Origin of the sequence: Saliphagus sp. GCM10025334 (genome assembly GCF_042663485.1) — an archaeon.
In the GTDB taxonomy this organism is placed as follows: Archaea; Halobacteriota; Halobacteria; order Halobacteriales; family Natrialbaceae; genus Natronosalvus.
The window spans coordinates 19,703-34,989 of sequence record NZ_JBHTAF010000008.1 but is presented as its reverse complement, the minus strand read 5'-3'; the positions used below and the strand labels follow the sequence as shown (position 1 = coordinate 34,989).

The window sequence follows — 15,287 nt, the reverse complement described above, 5'->3', positions numbered from 1 at the left end:
TTCAGCGGTTCGTCAGTCGGTCGATAAAAATTCGCCACAAAATCGCGTTTCAGCCTTCAGACTCGCAAGGAGAGCGATCGGCTTACTGGAACGTCCGGCCGACCTGCTCTTCTTTCGGCTGTGGCTCGCTCGACTGGAACTGCGATTCGATCTCCTCGTAGCGTTCGCGCGTCTCCTGGGTCACGCTCGGCGGGACCTCCTGGAGCGCTTGCTCGAAGTGGGTCTTGCTGACCCGGACGTTCCCGACGGCCTCGCCGATGTCTTCGGGATCGACCGTCTCGATGAACTCGCGAGTCGCGGCCATCGACGCCTCCCGGGAAACCGCTTCGATGTCGGCGCCGACGTAGCCCTCCGTCTCGCTCGCGAGCCACTCGAGGTCGATTCCCTCGGCCAGCGGCTTGTCGCGGGTGTGGACCTCGAAGATCTTCTTGCGGGCTTCTTCGTCCGGGACGGGCACGTGGATGTGGCGGTCGAGCCGTCCGGGCCGGAGCAGGGCCGTGTCGATCAGGTCCGGCCGGTTCGTCGTCGCGATGACGACCACGTCTTCGAGTTCCTCGAGGCCGTCGAGTTCGGTCAGTAGCTGGGAGACGACCCGCTCGCCGACGCCAGAGTCCATCTGGCCGCTGCCGCGTTCGGTCGCGATGGAGTCGATCTCGTCGAAGAAGATCACGGTCGGTGCGTTCGACCGGGCCTTCTCGAAGACCTCGCGGACCCCCTTCTCGGACTCGCCGACGTACTTGTTCAGCAGTTCGGGGCCCTTGATCGAGATGAAGTTCGACTGAGCCTCGTTGGCGACGGCCTTCGCGAGCAGGGTCTTCCCGGTCCCTGGCGGACCGTACATGAGGACGCCCTTGGCGGCCTCCATGTCCATCGCCTGGAAGACCTCGGGGTAATCCAGCGGCCACTGGATGGTCTCCTGGAGCCGGTCTTTCGTCTGCGTGAGGCCGCCGACGTCGTTCCAGGTGACGTCCGGGACCTCGACGAAGACCTCCCGGAGCGCCGACGGCGTGATGCCCTTGAGCGCCTCCTTGAAGTCCTTCTCGGTGACGCGCAGTCGCTCGAGCACCTCGGCGTCGATCTCCTCCTGTTCGAGGTCGAGTTCGGGGCGGATGCGCCGAAGCGCGTTCATCGCCGCCTCCTTCGTCAGGCTCTCGAGGTCGGCGCCGACGAAGCCGTGGGTGTTTTCGGCGTACTGATCGAGGTCGACGCTGTCCGAGAGGGGCATCCCACGGGTGTGAACCTGCAGGATCTCCGTCCGGCCGTCCTTGTCCGGGACGCCGATCTCGATCTCGCGGTCGAATCGACCGCCACGTCGGAGCGCGGGGTCGATGGCGTCGACGCGGTTGGTTGCCGCGATGACGGTGACTCGCCCGCGCTCCTCGAGGCCGTCCATCAGCGAGAGTAACTGGGCGACGACGCGGCGTTCGACGTCGCCGCCGGCGTCCTCGCGCTTGGCCGCGATCGAGTCGAGTTCGTCGACGAAGACGATCGCCGGGGCGTTCTCCTCGGCTTCCTCGAACACCTCGCGGAGCTTCTCTTCCGATTCGCCGTAGTACTTCGACATGATCTCCGGCCCGGAAATCGTCTGGAAGTGGGCGTCGATCTCGTTGGCGACGGCTTTGGCCATCAGGGTCTTCCCCGTTCCCGGCGGGCCGTGCAGGAGAACGCCCTTCGGCGGCTCGATGCCGAGCTGCTGGAACAGTTCCGGGTGGCGCATCGGCAACTCGATCATCTCGCGAACCTGATCGAGTTCGCTGTCGAGGCCACCGATGTCCTCGTAGGTGACGTTCGGGATCCCTTCCGGGCCAGCGCCGCCGCCGGCGCTGATCTGTTCGGCAGGCGTCTCGGAGATCTGGATCTCCGTCGAGTCCGTGATCACGACCGTTCCTTTCGGGGACGTCGAGGCGATCTTCAGAGGGACCGACTGGCCAGAACTGGCCATCGGGCCGAACGAGAGCGAGAAGGGGACGGTCTGCCCCTCGGTGACGGCCTGGCCACTCAGTTTGTCTCGAACGAGCGGGCCGATATCACCCCGGATCCGGAGGTTCTGGGGAAGTGCCACGGTGACGCTCGAGGCCTGTTTCACGTCGGCTTTCTCGACGGTAACGCGGTCGTCGATGCCGACGCCGGCCTCCTGGCGGATGCGACCGTCGATGCGGATGACGCCTCTGCCCTCGTCCTCGGGGTACCCCGGCCAGACGCGGGCGACGGCCCGGTCCTCGCCGTTGCCCTCGATCAGGATGTAATCGCCGTTCTCGAGGTCGAGTTCGCTCATCGACGAGCGGTCGATGGCGGCCAGTCCGCGACCTGCGTCTTTTTGCTTGAGGGGTCTGACGGTGAGTTTCATTGGGATGCCTCCAGGTCGATAGTGAGGACGCCGTTTTTCATAAACGCTTGCGCGTCACTCGCCTGTGCCGGCACCTCGAGTTCGTACTGTTCGTCGCCGGCGACGACGAGAACAGTCCTGTCGACGACCTCAACGGATGCGTCAGCGGAGTCGCCGCCGAAGTCGATGACGATCGTCGATCCGTCGTCGTTCTCGAACCGACGGACCAGTCGTTCGTCGTCACGAGCAAGTTGTGCTATTTTCATTGTAACTAACCCAAGGTAAGCAGTACTAGTATAAAAACCTTTCGTGGTGAAATCGCCATACGTGAACAGAAATCCCGATACCGGTAGTGTAGCGGTCCCACTTCGTCTGGTCGACGAGAACCGACGACGACAGTGACGGAACGAACGAGTCCCCGTCATTCCCACTTATCAGGGCGCCCGTCGTGTATCTACGTATGCACACGGTGGAACATCAAGAACGCGAAACGGCATACGTACGTGCCGACCGCGATGGGTCAGGGGACCCGATCTGTTTCGTTCACGGAAGCGGCGGCTCGAGCGCCGTCTGGAAGTCCCAGCACCGCCTCGGCAGTCAGCACCCCATCGTCGCACTCGACCTGAGCGGTCACGGAGACTCCACGGACGTCGACGCCAATCCAGGCTACTCGACGCTCTCGGCGTACGCCGACGACGTCATCGCGGTCCTCGAGGAGACGGACGCTCGCATGCTCGTCGGCAACTCTCTAGGTGGGGCCGTTACCATGCACGTCCTCCTCGAGCGAGCGGACGAGGTCGACCTCGACGGAGCGATCCTGACCGGGACGGGCGCACGACTCGGGGTGCTCGAGGACCTCCGCTGGTGGCTCGAGAACGACTTCGAGCGGGCGATCGAGTTCCTGCACGAACCGGACCGGCTCTTTCACGACCCGGACCAGCGCCTGCGGACGATCTCGATGGAGACCATGCGCGAGTGCGGGCAGACGGTCACGCGTCGGGACTTCCTCACGTGCCACGAGTTCGACGTCAGGGACCGACTCCACGAAATCGACGTTCCCGTCCGGGCGATCTACGGCGAACACGACCAGCTGACGCCGCCGTGGTTCCACGAGTACCTCGTCGAGGAGATTTCGGATGCCGACGGGGTTGAGATAGCCGACGCCGCCCACCTCTCGATGCTCGAGCGACCGACCGCGTTCAACGAAGCGCTGGTCGGATTCCTCGAACGACTATAGATCGAAATATTCTATATAGCACTACGTATGAGAGGTATTCTCGAGTGACCTCTAACGATCAAAATAGTCCGGTATGGAATTCATGGCCGATGGACGAGAGTTTCGAGGGTCTGCTATCGTACGTACCTCTGCCGAAAACTCGTCACCTCATACCGGTACTGGCGGGGTGCTTTGCTGATCGAGGGACATCTATAGATTTGTATAGATTTATATGTTCGTGATTGCGTGGTTCCGGTATGGAGACGCGAAAAGTCCAGGTGACCGGCGGGTCGACGTACACCGTCTCACTCCCAAAGTCCTGGGCAACCACGAACGACGTCAGCGCCGGATCGGTCGTCGAGTGCTACCCGGAGGACGACGCCCTCCTGTTGACGCCCCAGCGCGAGAGCGACCGCCAGAAGGGGACCCTCGACATCTCGAACCTCGAGGGCGAGCGCCTCACGCGGGCGGTCATGACGATGTACGTCAGCGGCTTCGACATCATCGCGCTCGAGGCCAGCCGCATCACGACCGACCAGCGCCGGGCTATCAGGAGCGCGACCCAAGGGCTGGTCGGCGTCGAAGTCCTCGAGGAGACGACCAACAGCGTCGTCATCCAGGACCTGCTCGACTCCTCGGAGTTGTCCATCGTCAACGCCGTCAACCGCATGCGCCTGATCGCCGCCTCCATGCTCGAGGACGCCGTCACGGCACTCATCGAGAACGACGACGACATCGCTCGTGACGTAATCGAGCGCGACGACGACGTCGACCGGCTCTGGCTCGTCGTCTCCCGTATCTTTCGTGCAACGCTCCGCTCGCCCCGAGCCTCCGAAGAACTCGGCGTCTCCCGTGAGGACTGCTTCGACTATCACTCCACCGCCCGCCAGCTCGAGCGTGTCGCCGATCACGCGGTCAAGATCAGCAAACTCGCGATGAAGCTCGAGGACGTATCCGAGGAGGTCGCCGACGCGCTGGTCGAGCTGTACGACGAGACGTTCGACGTCTTCGAGAAGTCCCTCGACGCGCTCTTCGCCGACGACAGCGACGAGGCGACGGAACTGGGTCACGACGCGCTCGAGGCCGTCCTCGAGATCGACGAGCACACGCGGTCGATCGACCACATGCTGCGCGACCTCGACTCGGTCCAGGCCCAGTCGCTCGGCCTGATCGTCGACTCGCTCTCCCGAAGCGCCGACTACGGCGGGAACATCGCAGAGACGGCGCTCCAGAAGGCGGCGCCCCGTCCCTGACCGTGGTTCTCGCCAGCCTCCATAGCGGTACGTAGCCGTCCGACCGCATCGGGAGTACAACTAGCAGCGATTTTTACGGGGTCGCTCGAGGCTCCGAATACAGGGTCCCCCAAAGGACGCTGGTACGCCAATGACGACTATATCCAACGGTTCCAAGACGCGAACGGCGACCGAGCCCGACGATAGAAAGGCGGCACCACCGATGTACACTGCAATTATCGTCCGCTACGACGACCGTCCCGACCGCTGTACGATCGCACCGAGGGAAACGTCTGCAGCGGAGGACGGGTTCGACACGGTGACGACGTGGCTCACCGCGAACGCAGACGTGTTCGTCGACCTCGAGGAGATGCGGTGACAGTGACGGTAAATCGTCGACCGAGCGCTTACTCGAGAAGGACGGCGTTGACCTGGCCGACCTGCCCGGGTCGCGAGGTGACGCGGGCCTGGCCTTCGCTCGTGTCGATTACAGCGCCCTTCGTGATGATGTTTCGACGTACGTAGTTCGGGTTGGCGTCGTTCTCGACGACGTCCGTAATCTCGGCGGTCACCGTCTCCTCGCCCGTGCTAACGCTGACGACGTTCGTCGCGAGCGCGCGAGTCTTCTCGCCGTTGCCGCGGGCGTCGATGGTGCGAAAGCGAGGCTCGCCGACCTGGGTCTCGGTCGGGTGGCGACCGAGCTGGTGTTTTCGTCGGTTGTTGAAGGACTTCAGTCGTCCGCCGGTGCGCTTGCGCGTAGAGCGTCCCTGGTCTTGCATACGCTCACGAAGTCGCGGCGCATACTTGAATGCACCTCTTCGGATCGACACGACCCGGTAGACCCGACCCGCTCGTCGGACTCGAGAATGTCGACGACTCGATTCGAGGTGTGGCCGCTCGAGCGATCGCTGTTGCTGAACGTACGCCTATATAGACGCGTATAGCGATCCCAGGACCGATAGAGGGGTCATAGCATCGTATTTACCCACTATCCCTCGACACTAACCTGATGACGGACAACACGTCCGAGAAATCGGCTAGTGGGGTATCGAGGCGAGCGTTCATCGTTACGACCGGCGTCTCCGGCGCCGCCGGGTTCGCGGGCTGTCTCGAGAGCGAGGAAGATTCGAGCGGCAACGGGAACGGCAATGGCAACGGTGGGGACGGCAACGGCAATGGTACCGGAAACGGCAACGGTGCAAGCGCCTCTCTCTCCGGTGAAATCAACATCGCCGGCTCGAGCACGGTCTTCCCGCTCATGAGCGCGGTCGCCGAGGAGTTCCAGAAGGAACACGAGGACGTCCGGATCGACATCAGTTCGACCGGTTCCGGCGGCGGCTTCTCCAACCACTTCTGCCCCGGTAACACGCACTTCAACAACGCCAGCCGGCCTATCAAGCCGGAAGAGGAGGAACTCTGTGCCGACAACGGCGTCGAGTACGTCGAACTGATCGCCGCGACGGACGCCCTGACGGTCGTCATCAACAACGACAACGACTTCGCGACCGAGATGACGGTCGACGAACTCGCACAGATCTGGGAGGCCGACGCCGCCGAGACGTGGAGTGAGGTCAATTCCGACTGGCCCGACGAACCGATCGAGCGGTACGGCGCCGACGAAACCAGCGGCACCTACGACTACTTCGTCGAGAACGTCATGGGCGATGACCGCGGCCACACCGACGACTACCAGGCGACCGAGCAGGACAACACCATCGTCCAGGGCGTTCAGGGGAGTGAGTTCGCGATCGGCTACTTCGGTTTCGCGTACTTCTACCAGAACCCCGACCAGGTGACGGCCGTCGCGGTCGACGACGGGGACGGGCCAGTCGAGCCGAACCTCGAGACGGCGGCCTCGGGCGAGTACACCCCGCTGTCGCGCTCGCTGTTTACCTACCCGTCGATGGATGCGCTGGCGGAAGAGCACGTCGCGGCGTTCGCCCGGTACTTCGTCGACCAGACCGATAACGAGCAACTCGTCGCCGAGGAGGTCGGCTACGTGCCCGCCACCGCCGAAACCAAAGAAGAGCAGCTGCAAACGCTCGAAGACGCGATCAGCGAGGCACAGAGCTAACCGAACACGATGATCCGACGCACTGTGAGCAATCAGACCGATCGGTATTTTTCGCGACGAGGTCGTCGACCCAGCGTCGACTCTGGCTGGCTTCGTCGAACGGAAGAGAGACGAATGAGAGCGACATCGACCACAACGCAAAAGCCTCGAGTCGAGAGCGACGGTGATCGCCCGTGAGCGACGCATCGGCGTCGCTGGACCTCCAGCGCTCGAGCGGCATCGAGCGGATCAGAGAGCGATCGTACGGCGGCTTTTTCGTCGTTTGCGCCGCGGTCACCGTGTTCACGACGGTGGCGATTTTCCTGACGCTGTTGGCGGACGCCGTCGAGTTCTTCGCGGCGTACTCGATCGTCGATTTCGTGACCGGGGTACACTGGAGTCCCAACCCGACGGGCGGCGGATCCGCGTTCGGCATCGTCCCGCTGGTTATCGGCACGGTCGTCGTGACGATCACGGCCGCGTTCGTCGCGCTGCCGATCGGCACGCTGACCGCGATCTACCTGAGCGAGTACGCCACGTCGCGCACGCGATCGATTCTCAAGCCCATGCTCGAGGTGCTCGCGGGTGTGCCGACGGTCGTTTACGGCTACTTCGCGCTCGTGTACGTGACGCCGGCGCTCGAGGCGACGCTCTTCCCGTCGATAACTACGTTCAACGCCCTCTCGGCGTCGCTGATGATCGGCATCATGACGATTCCGATGGTGTCCTCGATCAGCGAGGACGCGATGAGCGCGGTCCCCGACCAGCTCAGACACGCAGGGTACGGACTCGGCGCGACGAAGTTCGAGGTATCGACCGGCATCGTCGTTCCGGCGGCGATTTCGGGGATCGCGTCGTCGTACATCCTCGCGGTCTCGCGGGCTATCGGCGAGACGATGGTCGTCGTCGTCGCGATGGGTGCGCAGGCGAACCTGCCCGCGGTCCGTAACGGGTTGGCCGGTATTCCGTACGTCCACCCCGGAGACGTACTGCTGGACCCCGGCATGACGATCACCGTCGCGATGGTCCAGATCGCCAGCGGCGACCTCACCGGCGGATCGTTACCGTACGACGCGATGTTCGCGCTCGGGCTGTCACTGTTCGTCGTCACGCTCACGCTCAACGTCATCAGCGACGTGGTGGCCGAACGATACCGGGAGGAGTACTGACGTGGCCGTCGAACGATCGACCACCGATTTCGAGCGGGTCAGCCGGCTCAAGGGAGCCGTCTTCGAGTACCTGGCACTGAGTGCTTCGGTCGTCGGCATCGTCGCACTGGCCGTGCTGTTGATCTACGTCGTCGTCGACGCACTCGATCTCAGCAACGCCAGTCCCGAGTGGCTACTCGCGTTCTTTCTGACCCTGGTGCTCCCGTTCATCGGATTCTGTCTCTACAGCGCGAACGACCGCAAACTCACCCGCCGAAGCGTCCTCGCGCTCGGCGGCGGAGTGGTCGCAACGGCCGTCCCCTTCTCCGCGTTCGAGGCAGTCGTTCGGCCGGTCCCCCGCCTCACCTGGCAACTCGTGTACCTGTTCGTCGTCGTCGTGCCCGTCTCCGCGACGGTGGCCTTCGTCGGCAGCCAACGACCAGTCGGACGAATCGGATTCGGGCTCCTGGGGCGACTCGTCGGAGGCGTCGCGCTCGGGCTGGCGCTGATCGTCCTCTTTGTCGTCTTCGACGCCCGACTGTGGTTCCTGGCGTACACGCTCGGGTTCTTTCCGGCCCTCGGAGTGCTGGCGTACGGTCGCAGCAGACCGGCCTCACCGGCGACCCTGCTCGCCGTCCCGATAGCCGTCGTCGGCGTCGTCGCTGCAGTCCTCCTCCGCGGCCCGGTCGACGTGTACCCGACCACGTGGGCGATTTACGTCTGGACGTTTGCAATCCCGATTTCGGCAGCTATCGTCGCCCTGACGGCCCCTCGAGACGGGGTGCGCATAGCCGTCGTCTCCGCTGGCCTGACGTTCGTCCTCGCCGTCGGCGGCAGCCTCGTGGCCGGTTTCGTCGGCGTCTCCCCGGCATCGGCGCTGCTCGTGTTGCTGACGACCGGCGTTCCGACGATCGCCTACGGCCGGCGAGCGCTCGAGGCCGGAAACGGCCGAATCGGCCTGGCACTGCCCGTGCTCCTCGTCGCCGGTGCGCTCCTCGGCTCACTACTGATCGAGACGATGGGAGTCCCCGCTCCGGATCCCTGGCTCGATCCGTCGTACCTGACGAACAGCCCCTCGAGGTTCCCCCGGGAAGCGGGGTTGTACCCGGCGATCGTCGGCTCGATCCTCGTCATCGCCCTTGTGGCGGCGCTGTCGTTCGTGCTCGGCGTCGGATCGGCCGTCTTCCTCGAGGAGTACACCGTCGATAGCGGGCTCGTCGCCACGGTGACGCGCCTGATCCAGATCAACGTCGCGAACCTGGCCGCGGTTCCGTCGGTCGTCTACGGCCTGCTGGGCCTGGGCCTGTTCGCCAATCTGCTCGGATTAGGGTTCGGATCGGTCATCACCGCCGCGCTGACGCTCTCGCTGTTGATCCTCCCGATCACGGTCATCTCGGCGCAGGAGGCGATTCGTGCAGTTCCCGACTCGCAGCGACAGGCCTCCTACGGGATGGGTGCGACTCGATGGCAGACGACCAAAAACGTCGTGTTGCCGGAAGCGCTCCCGGGCATCCTGACGGGCACGATACTCGCGCTCGGTCGAGCCATCGGCGAGACGGCCCCGCTGCTCATGATCGGCGCCGCGACTACCGTCTTCAGCCCGCCGAACGGAATCTGGAGCAAGGTGAGCGCGATGACGATGCAGCTCTACGCCTGGGCGAACTTCCCGCAGGCCGAGTTCAGGTACGGCGTCCTCGCCGCCGGCGTCGTCACGCTGTTGATCGTCCTCCTGGGCATGAACGCGACCGCGATTATCCTCAGAAACACCTTCGAACGAGGGCCCTGACGTGACGACGAGTGATACCACTGACCCGGCGACCGGGTCGGAAATGCGGACGGCGACCATCCCCAGCCCCGACCGAACTGAGGAAACCGTCGGTCGGATTGTCGTCGACTCGAGTAGTCTCACTGCAGGTGATAAAGACGATAGGACGCTCGAATCGTCCGATATCGGCATCTCAGAAACGCAGGGGGCGGCTACCGTCGCCCCCTCTGACGGCGAGAACTCGACGTGATTCGATCGTCGATCGATCCGACGGATTTATTATCGGCCCTATATAGTGCGGTAGCTACCGTCGTTCGGCCGACGTTCACTGGAGTCGCGCGTCGTCGGTCGGTAGTTACGATATCTGTCGTACCAGCACCTACACTGACCGAGCGGCCGCAAATGGGACGATACCGTTTTCGGGCCACGTATGACTATATAGCACTATGTTCTCATCATAGTAGACTATTTACCTCGTCTGGGGTATCCATCCGGTGATGTCGAGAGACGCCTCTGGCCCGCCGTCGACCGGTCTCGGGAGACGGGAACTGCTCGCCGCGACGGGGGTCGCGGCGACCGCCGGGTTGGCCGGTTGTACCAACGTACTGGCTGAAGAGGGGAGACAGGTACCGATCGCCGGAAGCAGCACGGTCTTTCCCGTGACCGAAGCCGTCGCCGCGGCGTACTTCGAGGAACGACCGAACGTCAACGTCTCCATCAGTCAGACGGGGACCGGCGGCGGCTTCTCGAACTTCTTCTGTCCAGGCATGACCGCGATCAACAACGCGAGTCGCGAGGTCGCGGACATCGAACGCGAACAGTGCAGCGAGAACGGAATCGAGCCGATCGAGTTCACCATCGCGACGGACGCACTGACAGTTGTCGTCAATCCCGGTGCCGACTGGGTCGACTGTCTCACCGTCGAAGAACTCCGGGAAATCTGGCGCACCGACGGCGCTCAGCGCTGGAGCGACGTGCGAGACGACTGGCCCGACGAAGAGTTCGAACTGTACGGGGCCGACACCACCTCCGGCACGTTCGATTACTTCGTCGAGGCGATCATCGGCGAAGACGCGAACCACCGAAGCGACTACCACGCGACCGAGAAGGATCGGACCATCGTCCAGGGCGTTCGCGGCTCCGAACACGCCATCGGCTACTTCGGGTTCGCCTTCTACGCCGAGAACCCGAATCAGATCAAAGCGGTCGGCATCGACGACGGCGACGGCTGCGTCGAACCGTCGATCGAGACGGCGATGAACGACGAGTACACCCCACTGTCGCGACCGCTGTTCATCTACGCCGCCGACCAAGCGCTCGTCGAGTCCGAGATTCAGGACTTTCTCCGCTTTTACATCGAGCAGTCGGCGACCGACCTCGTCGAGGAGGTCGGTTACGTCCCCGTCACCGAAGAGGTGCGTGACGAGAACCTCGAGAAACTCGAGGCGGCCATCGACGAGGTGACCGAATGAGCGCGATGGACCTCTCCCACGACGGGAGTCGGACGGCCCGCGGCGTTTTCTTCAAATACCTCTTCACGCTGTGTGCGCTGCTGTCGATCCTGACGACGGTCGCCATCGTCCTGACGCTGTTGCTCGACGCGGTGGACTTCTTCGCCGCCGTCTCGCCGATCGACTTCCTCTTCGGCACCCGCTGGAGTCCGACGAACGATCCCGTCGCCTTCGGCGTGTTGCCGCTGATCACAGGGACGCTCACCATCACGTTCGGGGCCGCCGCCATCGCCCTGCCGATCGGCCTGCTGACGGCCATCTACCTGAGCGAGTACGCCTCGAGTCGTCGACGGGCCTACCTGAAGCCGGCTCTCGAGGTGCTGGCGGGCGTGCCGACGGTCGTCTACGGTTACTTCGCGCTCGTGTACGTGACGCCAGCGCTGGACGCGATTCCGTTCGTGGAGCTATCGACGTTCAACGCCCTGTCGGCCTCGATCATGGTCGGCATCATGATCATCCCGATGGTCTCCTCGATCAGCGAGGACGCGATGAGCGCGGTGCCGGACTCGCTCCGACAGGCCAGTTACGGGCTGGGGGCGACGAAGTTCACCGTCTCCACGTCTGTCGTCGTCCCCGCGGCGCTGTCGGGCATCTTCTCGTCGTTCATCCTCGCGCTCTCGCGAGCGATCGGCGAGACCATGATCGTCGCCATCGCGGCGGGGCAGACGCCCAAGCTGATCGATCTGACCGATCCGGCGGGGCTGTTCCTCGAGTCGGTGCAGACGATGACCGCGGCAATGGTCCAGATCGGGACGAACGACGTCGTCGGCCAGTCGGTAGCCTACAAGAGCCTGTTCGCGGTCGGCCTGACGCTGTTCGTAATCACCTTCGTGATGAACCTCGTGAGTGAATTTATCGCCTCGCGCTACCGGGAGGTGTACCAGTGATGGCGGCCGAAACCGGCACCAACGACCAGTCGGTCGAGGACTCCGGCTTCGGACGCGTGAGTCGAACGAAGGACGTCGCCTTCCGCTGGCTGACCCTCGCGGCGGCGCTCCTCGGGATCCTCTCGCTCGCGGTCTTGCTGGCGTACGTCGCCGTCGACGCGATCGGCTGGCTCGACTGGCAGTTCCTCACCAGCCCGCCCCACCCGAACCCGTTCGAGGCGGGCATCCTCCCGGCGCTGGTCGGTTCGATCGCACTCATGCTCCTGATCGCGCTCGTGACCTTCCCGCTGGGCGTTGGCGCGGCGATTTACCTCGAGGAGTACGCGAGCGACGGCCCGCTCACGACGTTCATCCAGATCAACATCGCCAACCTGGCAGGTGTCCCATCTGTCGTCTACGGCCTGCTCGGACTCGGACTGTTCGTGAGCCTCATCGGCCTCGGCTTTGGAACCCTGATCGTGGCCGCGTTCACCGTCGCCCTGCTCATCCTGCCCATCGTCATCATCTCCGCCCAGGAGGCGATCCGGGCCGTTCCAGACTCCCAGCGGCAGGCCTCCTACGGGATGGGCGCGACGAAGTGGCAAACGATCCGCAACGTCGTCCTGCCGCGGGCGATGCCCGGGATCCTGACCGGGACCATCCTCGCGCTCGGACGAGCCATCGGCGAGACGGCCCCGCTCATCATGATTGGCGCGCCGACGACCGTCTTCGGCGTCCCGAACAGCCTCCTCAGCAAGGTCAGCGCGATGCCAATGCAGATCTACACCTGGGCGCAGTACCCCGAAGCCGAGTTCCAGTACGGGGTCGTCGCCGCCGGCGTCGTCACCCTGCTCGTCGTCTTGCTGTCGATCAACTCCGTCGCGATCCTCATCCGGAACCACTACCAGCACGACCAATGACCCGAGAACCCATGACCACCTCGAAGACCGAATCGAGCGACGACAACGCCTCCCCGACGCCGAAGACCGACGGCCTGGTCGACCGGGGCACCGACACTGGTTCGTCGACCACCACCGACGGCCGGGCGATCCTCGAGAGTCGCGGCCTCGACGTCTACTACGGCGACGACCAGGCGCTCCAGGACGTCTCCGTGGAACTGCCCGAGAAGCAGGTGACCGCGGTCATCGGCCCCTCTGGCTGCGGAAAGTCGACGTTCCTCCGGTGTATCAACCGCATGAACGATCTCGTCGACGCCGCCCGCGTCGAGGGCGAACTGCTGTTCGACGGGAAGAACGTCTACGACGAAGACGTCGACCCCGTCGCCCTGCGCCGCAAGATCGGGATGGTGTTCCAGCAGCCCAATCCGTTCCCCAAGTCGATCCGGGACAACGTCGCCTACGGGCTGAAGGTCCAGGGCATCGACGATAACGTCGACGAGCGCGTCGAACGCGCCCTCGAGCGCGCCGCGTTGCTCGAGGAGGTCGAAGACCAGCTGGACTCGAGCGGCCTCGACCTGTCGGGTGGCCAGCAACAGCGGCTGTGTATCGCCCGCGCCATTGCGACCGACCCCGAGGTCATCCTGATGGACGAACCGGCGAGCGCGCTCGACCCCGTCGCTACCTCGAAGATCGAGGACCTGATCGAGGAACTCGCGACCGACTACACCGTCGTGATCGTCACCCACAACATGCAACAGGCCGCTCGCATTTCGGACAAGACCGCCGTCTTCCTCACCGGCGGGGAACTCGTGGAGTTCGACGACACGACGAAAATCTTCGAGAACCCCGAGAGCCAGCGCGTCGAGGACTACATCACCGGGAAATTCGGATAGCCTCGAGGGCGAAAAACTCGGCACCGTTCGATAGATGGAGGATTCGAGCGGTAGCCGTTCGTTCTTTAACCTCGTAGTGGGAGGGTGACTCGCGACGTCGTTAGCAGTCGGCGTCGACCGCGATAGTGAACGATTCAACGGTCACCGGCTGTCGTGACGAGAGCCATTGAGAACCAGCAAAAGCCAGCGTTAGCTCTCGGTCGTCTCACGCAGGTTCACGAACTCGTCGCGGATGGCTCGGCGCTTGACCAGCACGAACCCGATCGCGATCAGGACGAAGCCGAACACCGTCGTCCCGGTGATCACCTCGTCGAGGAGCAGCCAGCCGAAAATCGCGGCGAAGACCGGCGCGACGTAGGACACCATGTTGATCTCGATCGGCCCGAGGCGCTCGAGCAAGGTGAAGTACAGGAGGAAGCCGAAGGCACTCGAGACGAGCGCGAGATACGCGAGCGCCCAGAACGCGTTCGGGTGGAGCCACGTCGCCGGCTCGATCGGTTCGCGCAGCCCGAGGCTCAGCAGATGCATGAGGATCGCGCCGCCGATCATCGACCAGGCCTCCATCGTCTCGATGGACATCTCGGCGTCGAGCCGACGGGTGAGGACGCTTCCGAGGGCAAACGACGCTGCGGCGAGGAAGACGAGGCCGGTCGCGATCGCGTTCGCCGAGAGCAGGTCGTTTGGGTCCGGCTGGGCGATGACGACGACTCCGCAGAGGCCGATTCCGACGCCAACCAGTCCGACCGCCGAGAGCGCGTCCGAGGGGACGAGCGCGCGGGCGAACCCGGTCGTGAGGACCGGCGAGAGCGACACTACGATCGCGGCGGCGGCCGCCGTCGTGTTTAGCTGACCGACGAAGAGGAAGGCGTGATAGGCCGCGATGAGAAGCACCGACCCGATCGTGACGAGGAGCCACTGGTCGCGCCCGCTCGGGAGCAAGTCACCACTGTCGACGACGTACGCGGCGTAGGCCAGCATGATGACGCCAGCGACGTCGTACCGAAGCGCGGCGAAGAGCACGGGCGGGAAGTACTCGAGTCCGGCCCCGATGGCGACGAACGCGGTTCCCCAGACGGCCGCCAGTACCAGAAAGAGGGCGAAATTTCGGTATCTGCTCACGAGTGTGGATTCGCCACGGGCGACCTATGCGTTTCGATTCGAAGCTCGAAAGGCCGAGACGATGGTCGTTTTTCGACGTGACAATCGTTTCAGAAGCGGCCTCGTCGATGATCCTCGACGGAGAGTACAGGGACAGACGTATAGTAGCTAGCGAATGGAATGGGAAACAACGACGAGTTGGACGGAGACTTCGGCTGGTAGCCAGGATGGACACTCGAGATACAGATTCAAGTCGGTTAATGAAAAAAGCGAAAATACA

The 15,287-nt window shown here is 63.8% G+C and carries 15 protein-coding genes; 11 read left to right on the top strand and 4 right to left on the bottom strand.

The features are described from left to right. Positions 1–82: 82 nt before the first annotated feature. Together ACFQO4_RS20145 and ACFQO4_RS20140 are read right to left on the bottom strand one after the other, a co-directional pair. On the bottom strand, positions 83–2,347 hold the full coding sequence (locus ACFQO4_RS20145; RefSeq protein WP_500262524.1) for a CDC48 family AAA ATPase: 2,265 nt from the start codon (positions 2,345–2,347) through the stop codon (positions 83–85). Further along, on the bottom strand, positions 2,344–2,592 hold the full coding sequence (locus tag ACFQO4_RS20140) for a DUF7127 family protein (RefSeq protein WP_500262523.1): 249 nt from the start codon (positions 2,590–2,592) through the stop codon (positions 2,344–2,346). The genes ACFQO4_RS20145 and ACFQO4_RS20140 overlap by 4 nt, the downstream gene beginning before the upstream one ends. Before the next feature lie 194 nt (positions 2,593–2,786). On the opposite strand from ACFQO4_RS20140, the gene ACFQO4_RS20135 reads away from it, so the two are divergent. The 3 genes from ACFQO4_RS20135 to ACFQO4_RS20125 all read left to right on the top strand — a co-directional run bounded on the left by ACFQO4_RS20135 (position 2,787) and on the right by ACFQO4_RS20125 (position 5,153). After that, a complete protein-coding gene (locus tag ACFQO4_RS20135) occupies positions 2,787–3,563 on the top strand; it encodes an alpha/beta fold hydrolase (RefSeq protein WP_500262522.1) in 777 nt (258 codons plus the stop codon). 236 nt (positions 3,564–3,799) lie between these two features. Continuing rightward, a complete protein-coding gene (locus ACFQO4_RS20130) occupies positions 3,800–4,795 on the top strand; it encodes a PhoU domain-containing protein (RefSeq protein ID WP_500262521.1) in 996 nt (331 codons plus the stop codon). A 130-nt stretch (positions 4,796–4,925) separates the two neighbouring features. Continuing rightward, positions 4,926–5,153, top strand: a complete 228-nt coding sequence (locus ACFQO4_RS20125; RefSeq protein WP_500262520.1) for a DUF7511 domain-containing protein — start codon at positions 4,926–4,928, stop codon at positions 5,151–5,153. 28 nt (positions 5,154–5,181) lie between these two features. On the opposite strand, the gene ACFQO4_RS20120 is transcribed toward ACFQO4_RS20125, so the two are convergent. Continuing rightward, on the bottom strand, positions 5,182–5,553 hold the full coding sequence (locus ACFQO4_RS20120) for a 30S ribosomal protein S8e (protein WP_500262519.1): 372 nt from the start codon (positions 5,551–5,553) through the stop codon (positions 5,182–5,184). A 230-nt stretch (positions 5,554–5,783) separates the two neighbouring features. Between ACFQO4_RS20120 and ACFQO4_RS20115 the strand changes: the two genes are divergently transcribed. The 8 genes from ACFQO4_RS20115 to pstB all read left to right on the top strand — a co-directional run bounded on the left by ACFQO4_RS20115 (position 5,784) and on the right by pstB (position 13,909). Beyond that, on the top strand, positions 5,784–6,848 hold the full coding sequence (locus tag ACFQO4_RS20115; protein WP_500262518.1) for a PstS family phosphate ABC transporter substrate-binding protein: 1,065 nt from the start codon (positions 5,784–5,786) through the stop codon (positions 6,846–6,848). A 173-nt stretch (positions 6,849–7,021) separates the two neighbouring features. Continuing rightward, positions 7,022–7,996: a phosphate ABC transporter permease subunit PstC gene (gene pstC / locus ACFQO4_RS20110; RefSeq protein ID WP_500262517.1), complete on the top strand. Its 975-nt coding sequence runs from the start codon at positions 7,022–7,024 to the stop codon at positions 7,994–7,996. Position 7,997: 1 nt separating this feature from the next. Then, complete coding sequence (gene pstA / locus ACFQO4_RS20105; RefSeq protein WP_500262516.1) at positions 7,998–9,761, top strand: phosphate ABC transporter permease PstA; 1,764 nt, start codon at positions 7,998–8,000, stop codon at positions 9,759–9,761. A 1-nt stretch (position 9,762) separates the two neighbouring features. After that, the gene (locus tag ACFQO4_RS20100) at positions 9,763–9,990 is read left to right on the top strand and encodes a hypothetical protein (RefSeq protein WP_500262515.1); all 228 of its coding nucleotides are present in this window, start codon (positions 9,763–9,765) and stop codon (positions 9,988–9,990) included. Between the two features lie 247 nt (positions 9,991–10,237). After that, on the top strand, positions 10,238–11,212 hold the full coding sequence (locus ACFQO4_RS20095; RefSeq protein WP_500262514.1) for a PstS family phosphate ABC transporter substrate-binding protein: 975 nt from the start codon (positions 10,238–10,240) through the stop codon (positions 11,210–11,212). Beyond that, complete coding sequence (pstC, locus tag ACFQO4_RS20090; RefSeq protein ID WP_500262513.1) at positions 11,209–12,138, top strand: phosphate ABC transporter permease subunit PstC; 930 nt, start codon at positions 11,209–11,211, stop codon at positions 12,136–12,138. The genes ACFQO4_RS20095 and pstC (ACFQO4_RS20090) overlap by 4 nt, the downstream gene beginning before the upstream one ends. Continuing rightward, entirely contained in the window at positions 12,138–13,037 is a 900-nt protein-coding gene (gene pstA, locus ACFQO4_RS20085; RefSeq protein ID WP_500262512.1) for a phosphate ABC transporter permease PstA, read from the top strand. The genes pstC (ACFQO4_RS20090) and pstA (ACFQO4_RS20085) overlap by 1 nt, the downstream gene beginning before the upstream one ends. Next, positions 13,034–13,909: a phosphate ABC transporter ATP-binding protein PstB gene (pstB, locus tag ACFQO4_RS20080; RefSeq protein ID WP_500262511.1), complete on the top strand. Its 876-nt coding sequence runs from the start codon at positions 13,034–13,036 to the stop codon at positions 13,907–13,909. The genes pstA (ACFQO4_RS20085) and pstB overlap by 4 nt, the downstream gene beginning before the upstream one ends. A 189-nt stretch (positions 13,910–14,098) precedes the next feature. On the opposite strand, the gene ACFQO4_RS20075 is transcribed toward pstB, so the two are convergent. Beyond that, positions 14,099–15,028: a DMT family transporter gene (locus ACFQO4_RS20075; RefSeq protein WP_500262510.1), complete on the bottom strand. Its 930-nt coding sequence runs from the start codon at positions 15,026–15,028 to the stop codon at positions 14,099–14,101. Positions 15,029–15,287 lie beyond the last annotated feature (259 nt).

Excerpts from the sequence above, each read along its gene's own strand:
- pstB (WP_500262511.1), top strand. The coding sequence starts at position 13,034 with ATGACCCGAGAACCCATGACCACCTCGAAGACCGAATCGAGCGACGAC.
- pstA (WP_500262512.1), top strand. The coding sequence starts at position 12,138 with ATGGCGGCCGAAACCGGCACCAACGACCAGTCGGTCGAGGACTCCGGC.
- ACFQO4_RS20130 (WP_500262521.1), top strand. The coding sequence starts at position 3,800 with ATGGAGACGCGAAAAGTCCAGGTGACCGGCGGGTCGACGTACACCGTC.
- ACFQO4_RS20115 (WP_500262518.1), top strand. The coding sequence starts at position 5,784 with ATGACGGACAACACGTCCGAGAAATCGGCTAGTGGGGTATCGAGGCGA.
- ACFQO4_RS20135 (WP_500262522.1), top strand. The coding sequence starts at position 2,787 with ATGCACACGGTGGAACATCAAGAACGCGAAACGGCATACGTACGTGCC.
- pstC (WP_500262513.1), top strand. The coding sequence starts at position 11,209 with ATGAGCGCGATGGACCTCTCCCACGACGGGAGTCGGACGGCCCGCGGC.
- ACFQO4_RS20095 (WP_500262514.1), top strand. The coding sequence starts at position 10,238 with ATGTCGAGAGACGCCTCTGGCCCGCCGTCGACCGGTCTCGGGAGACGG.
- ACFQO4_RS20140 (WP_500262523.1), bottom strand. The coding sequence starts at position 2,592 with ATGAAAATAGCACAACTTGCTCGTGACGACGAACGACTGGTCCGTCGG.
- ACFQO4_RS20120 (WP_500262519.1), bottom strand. The coding sequence starts at position 5,553 with ATGCAAGACCAGGGACGCTCTACGCGCAAGCGCACCGGCGGACGACTG.
- ACFQO4_RS20145 (WP_500262524.1), bottom strand. The coding sequence starts at position 2,347 with ATGAAACTCACCGTCAGACCCCTCAAGCAAAAAGACGCAGGTCGCGGA.
- ACFQO4_RS20125 (WP_500262520.1), top strand. The coding sequence starts at position 4,926 with ATGACGACTATATCCAACGGTTCCAAGACGCGAACGGCGACCGAGCCC.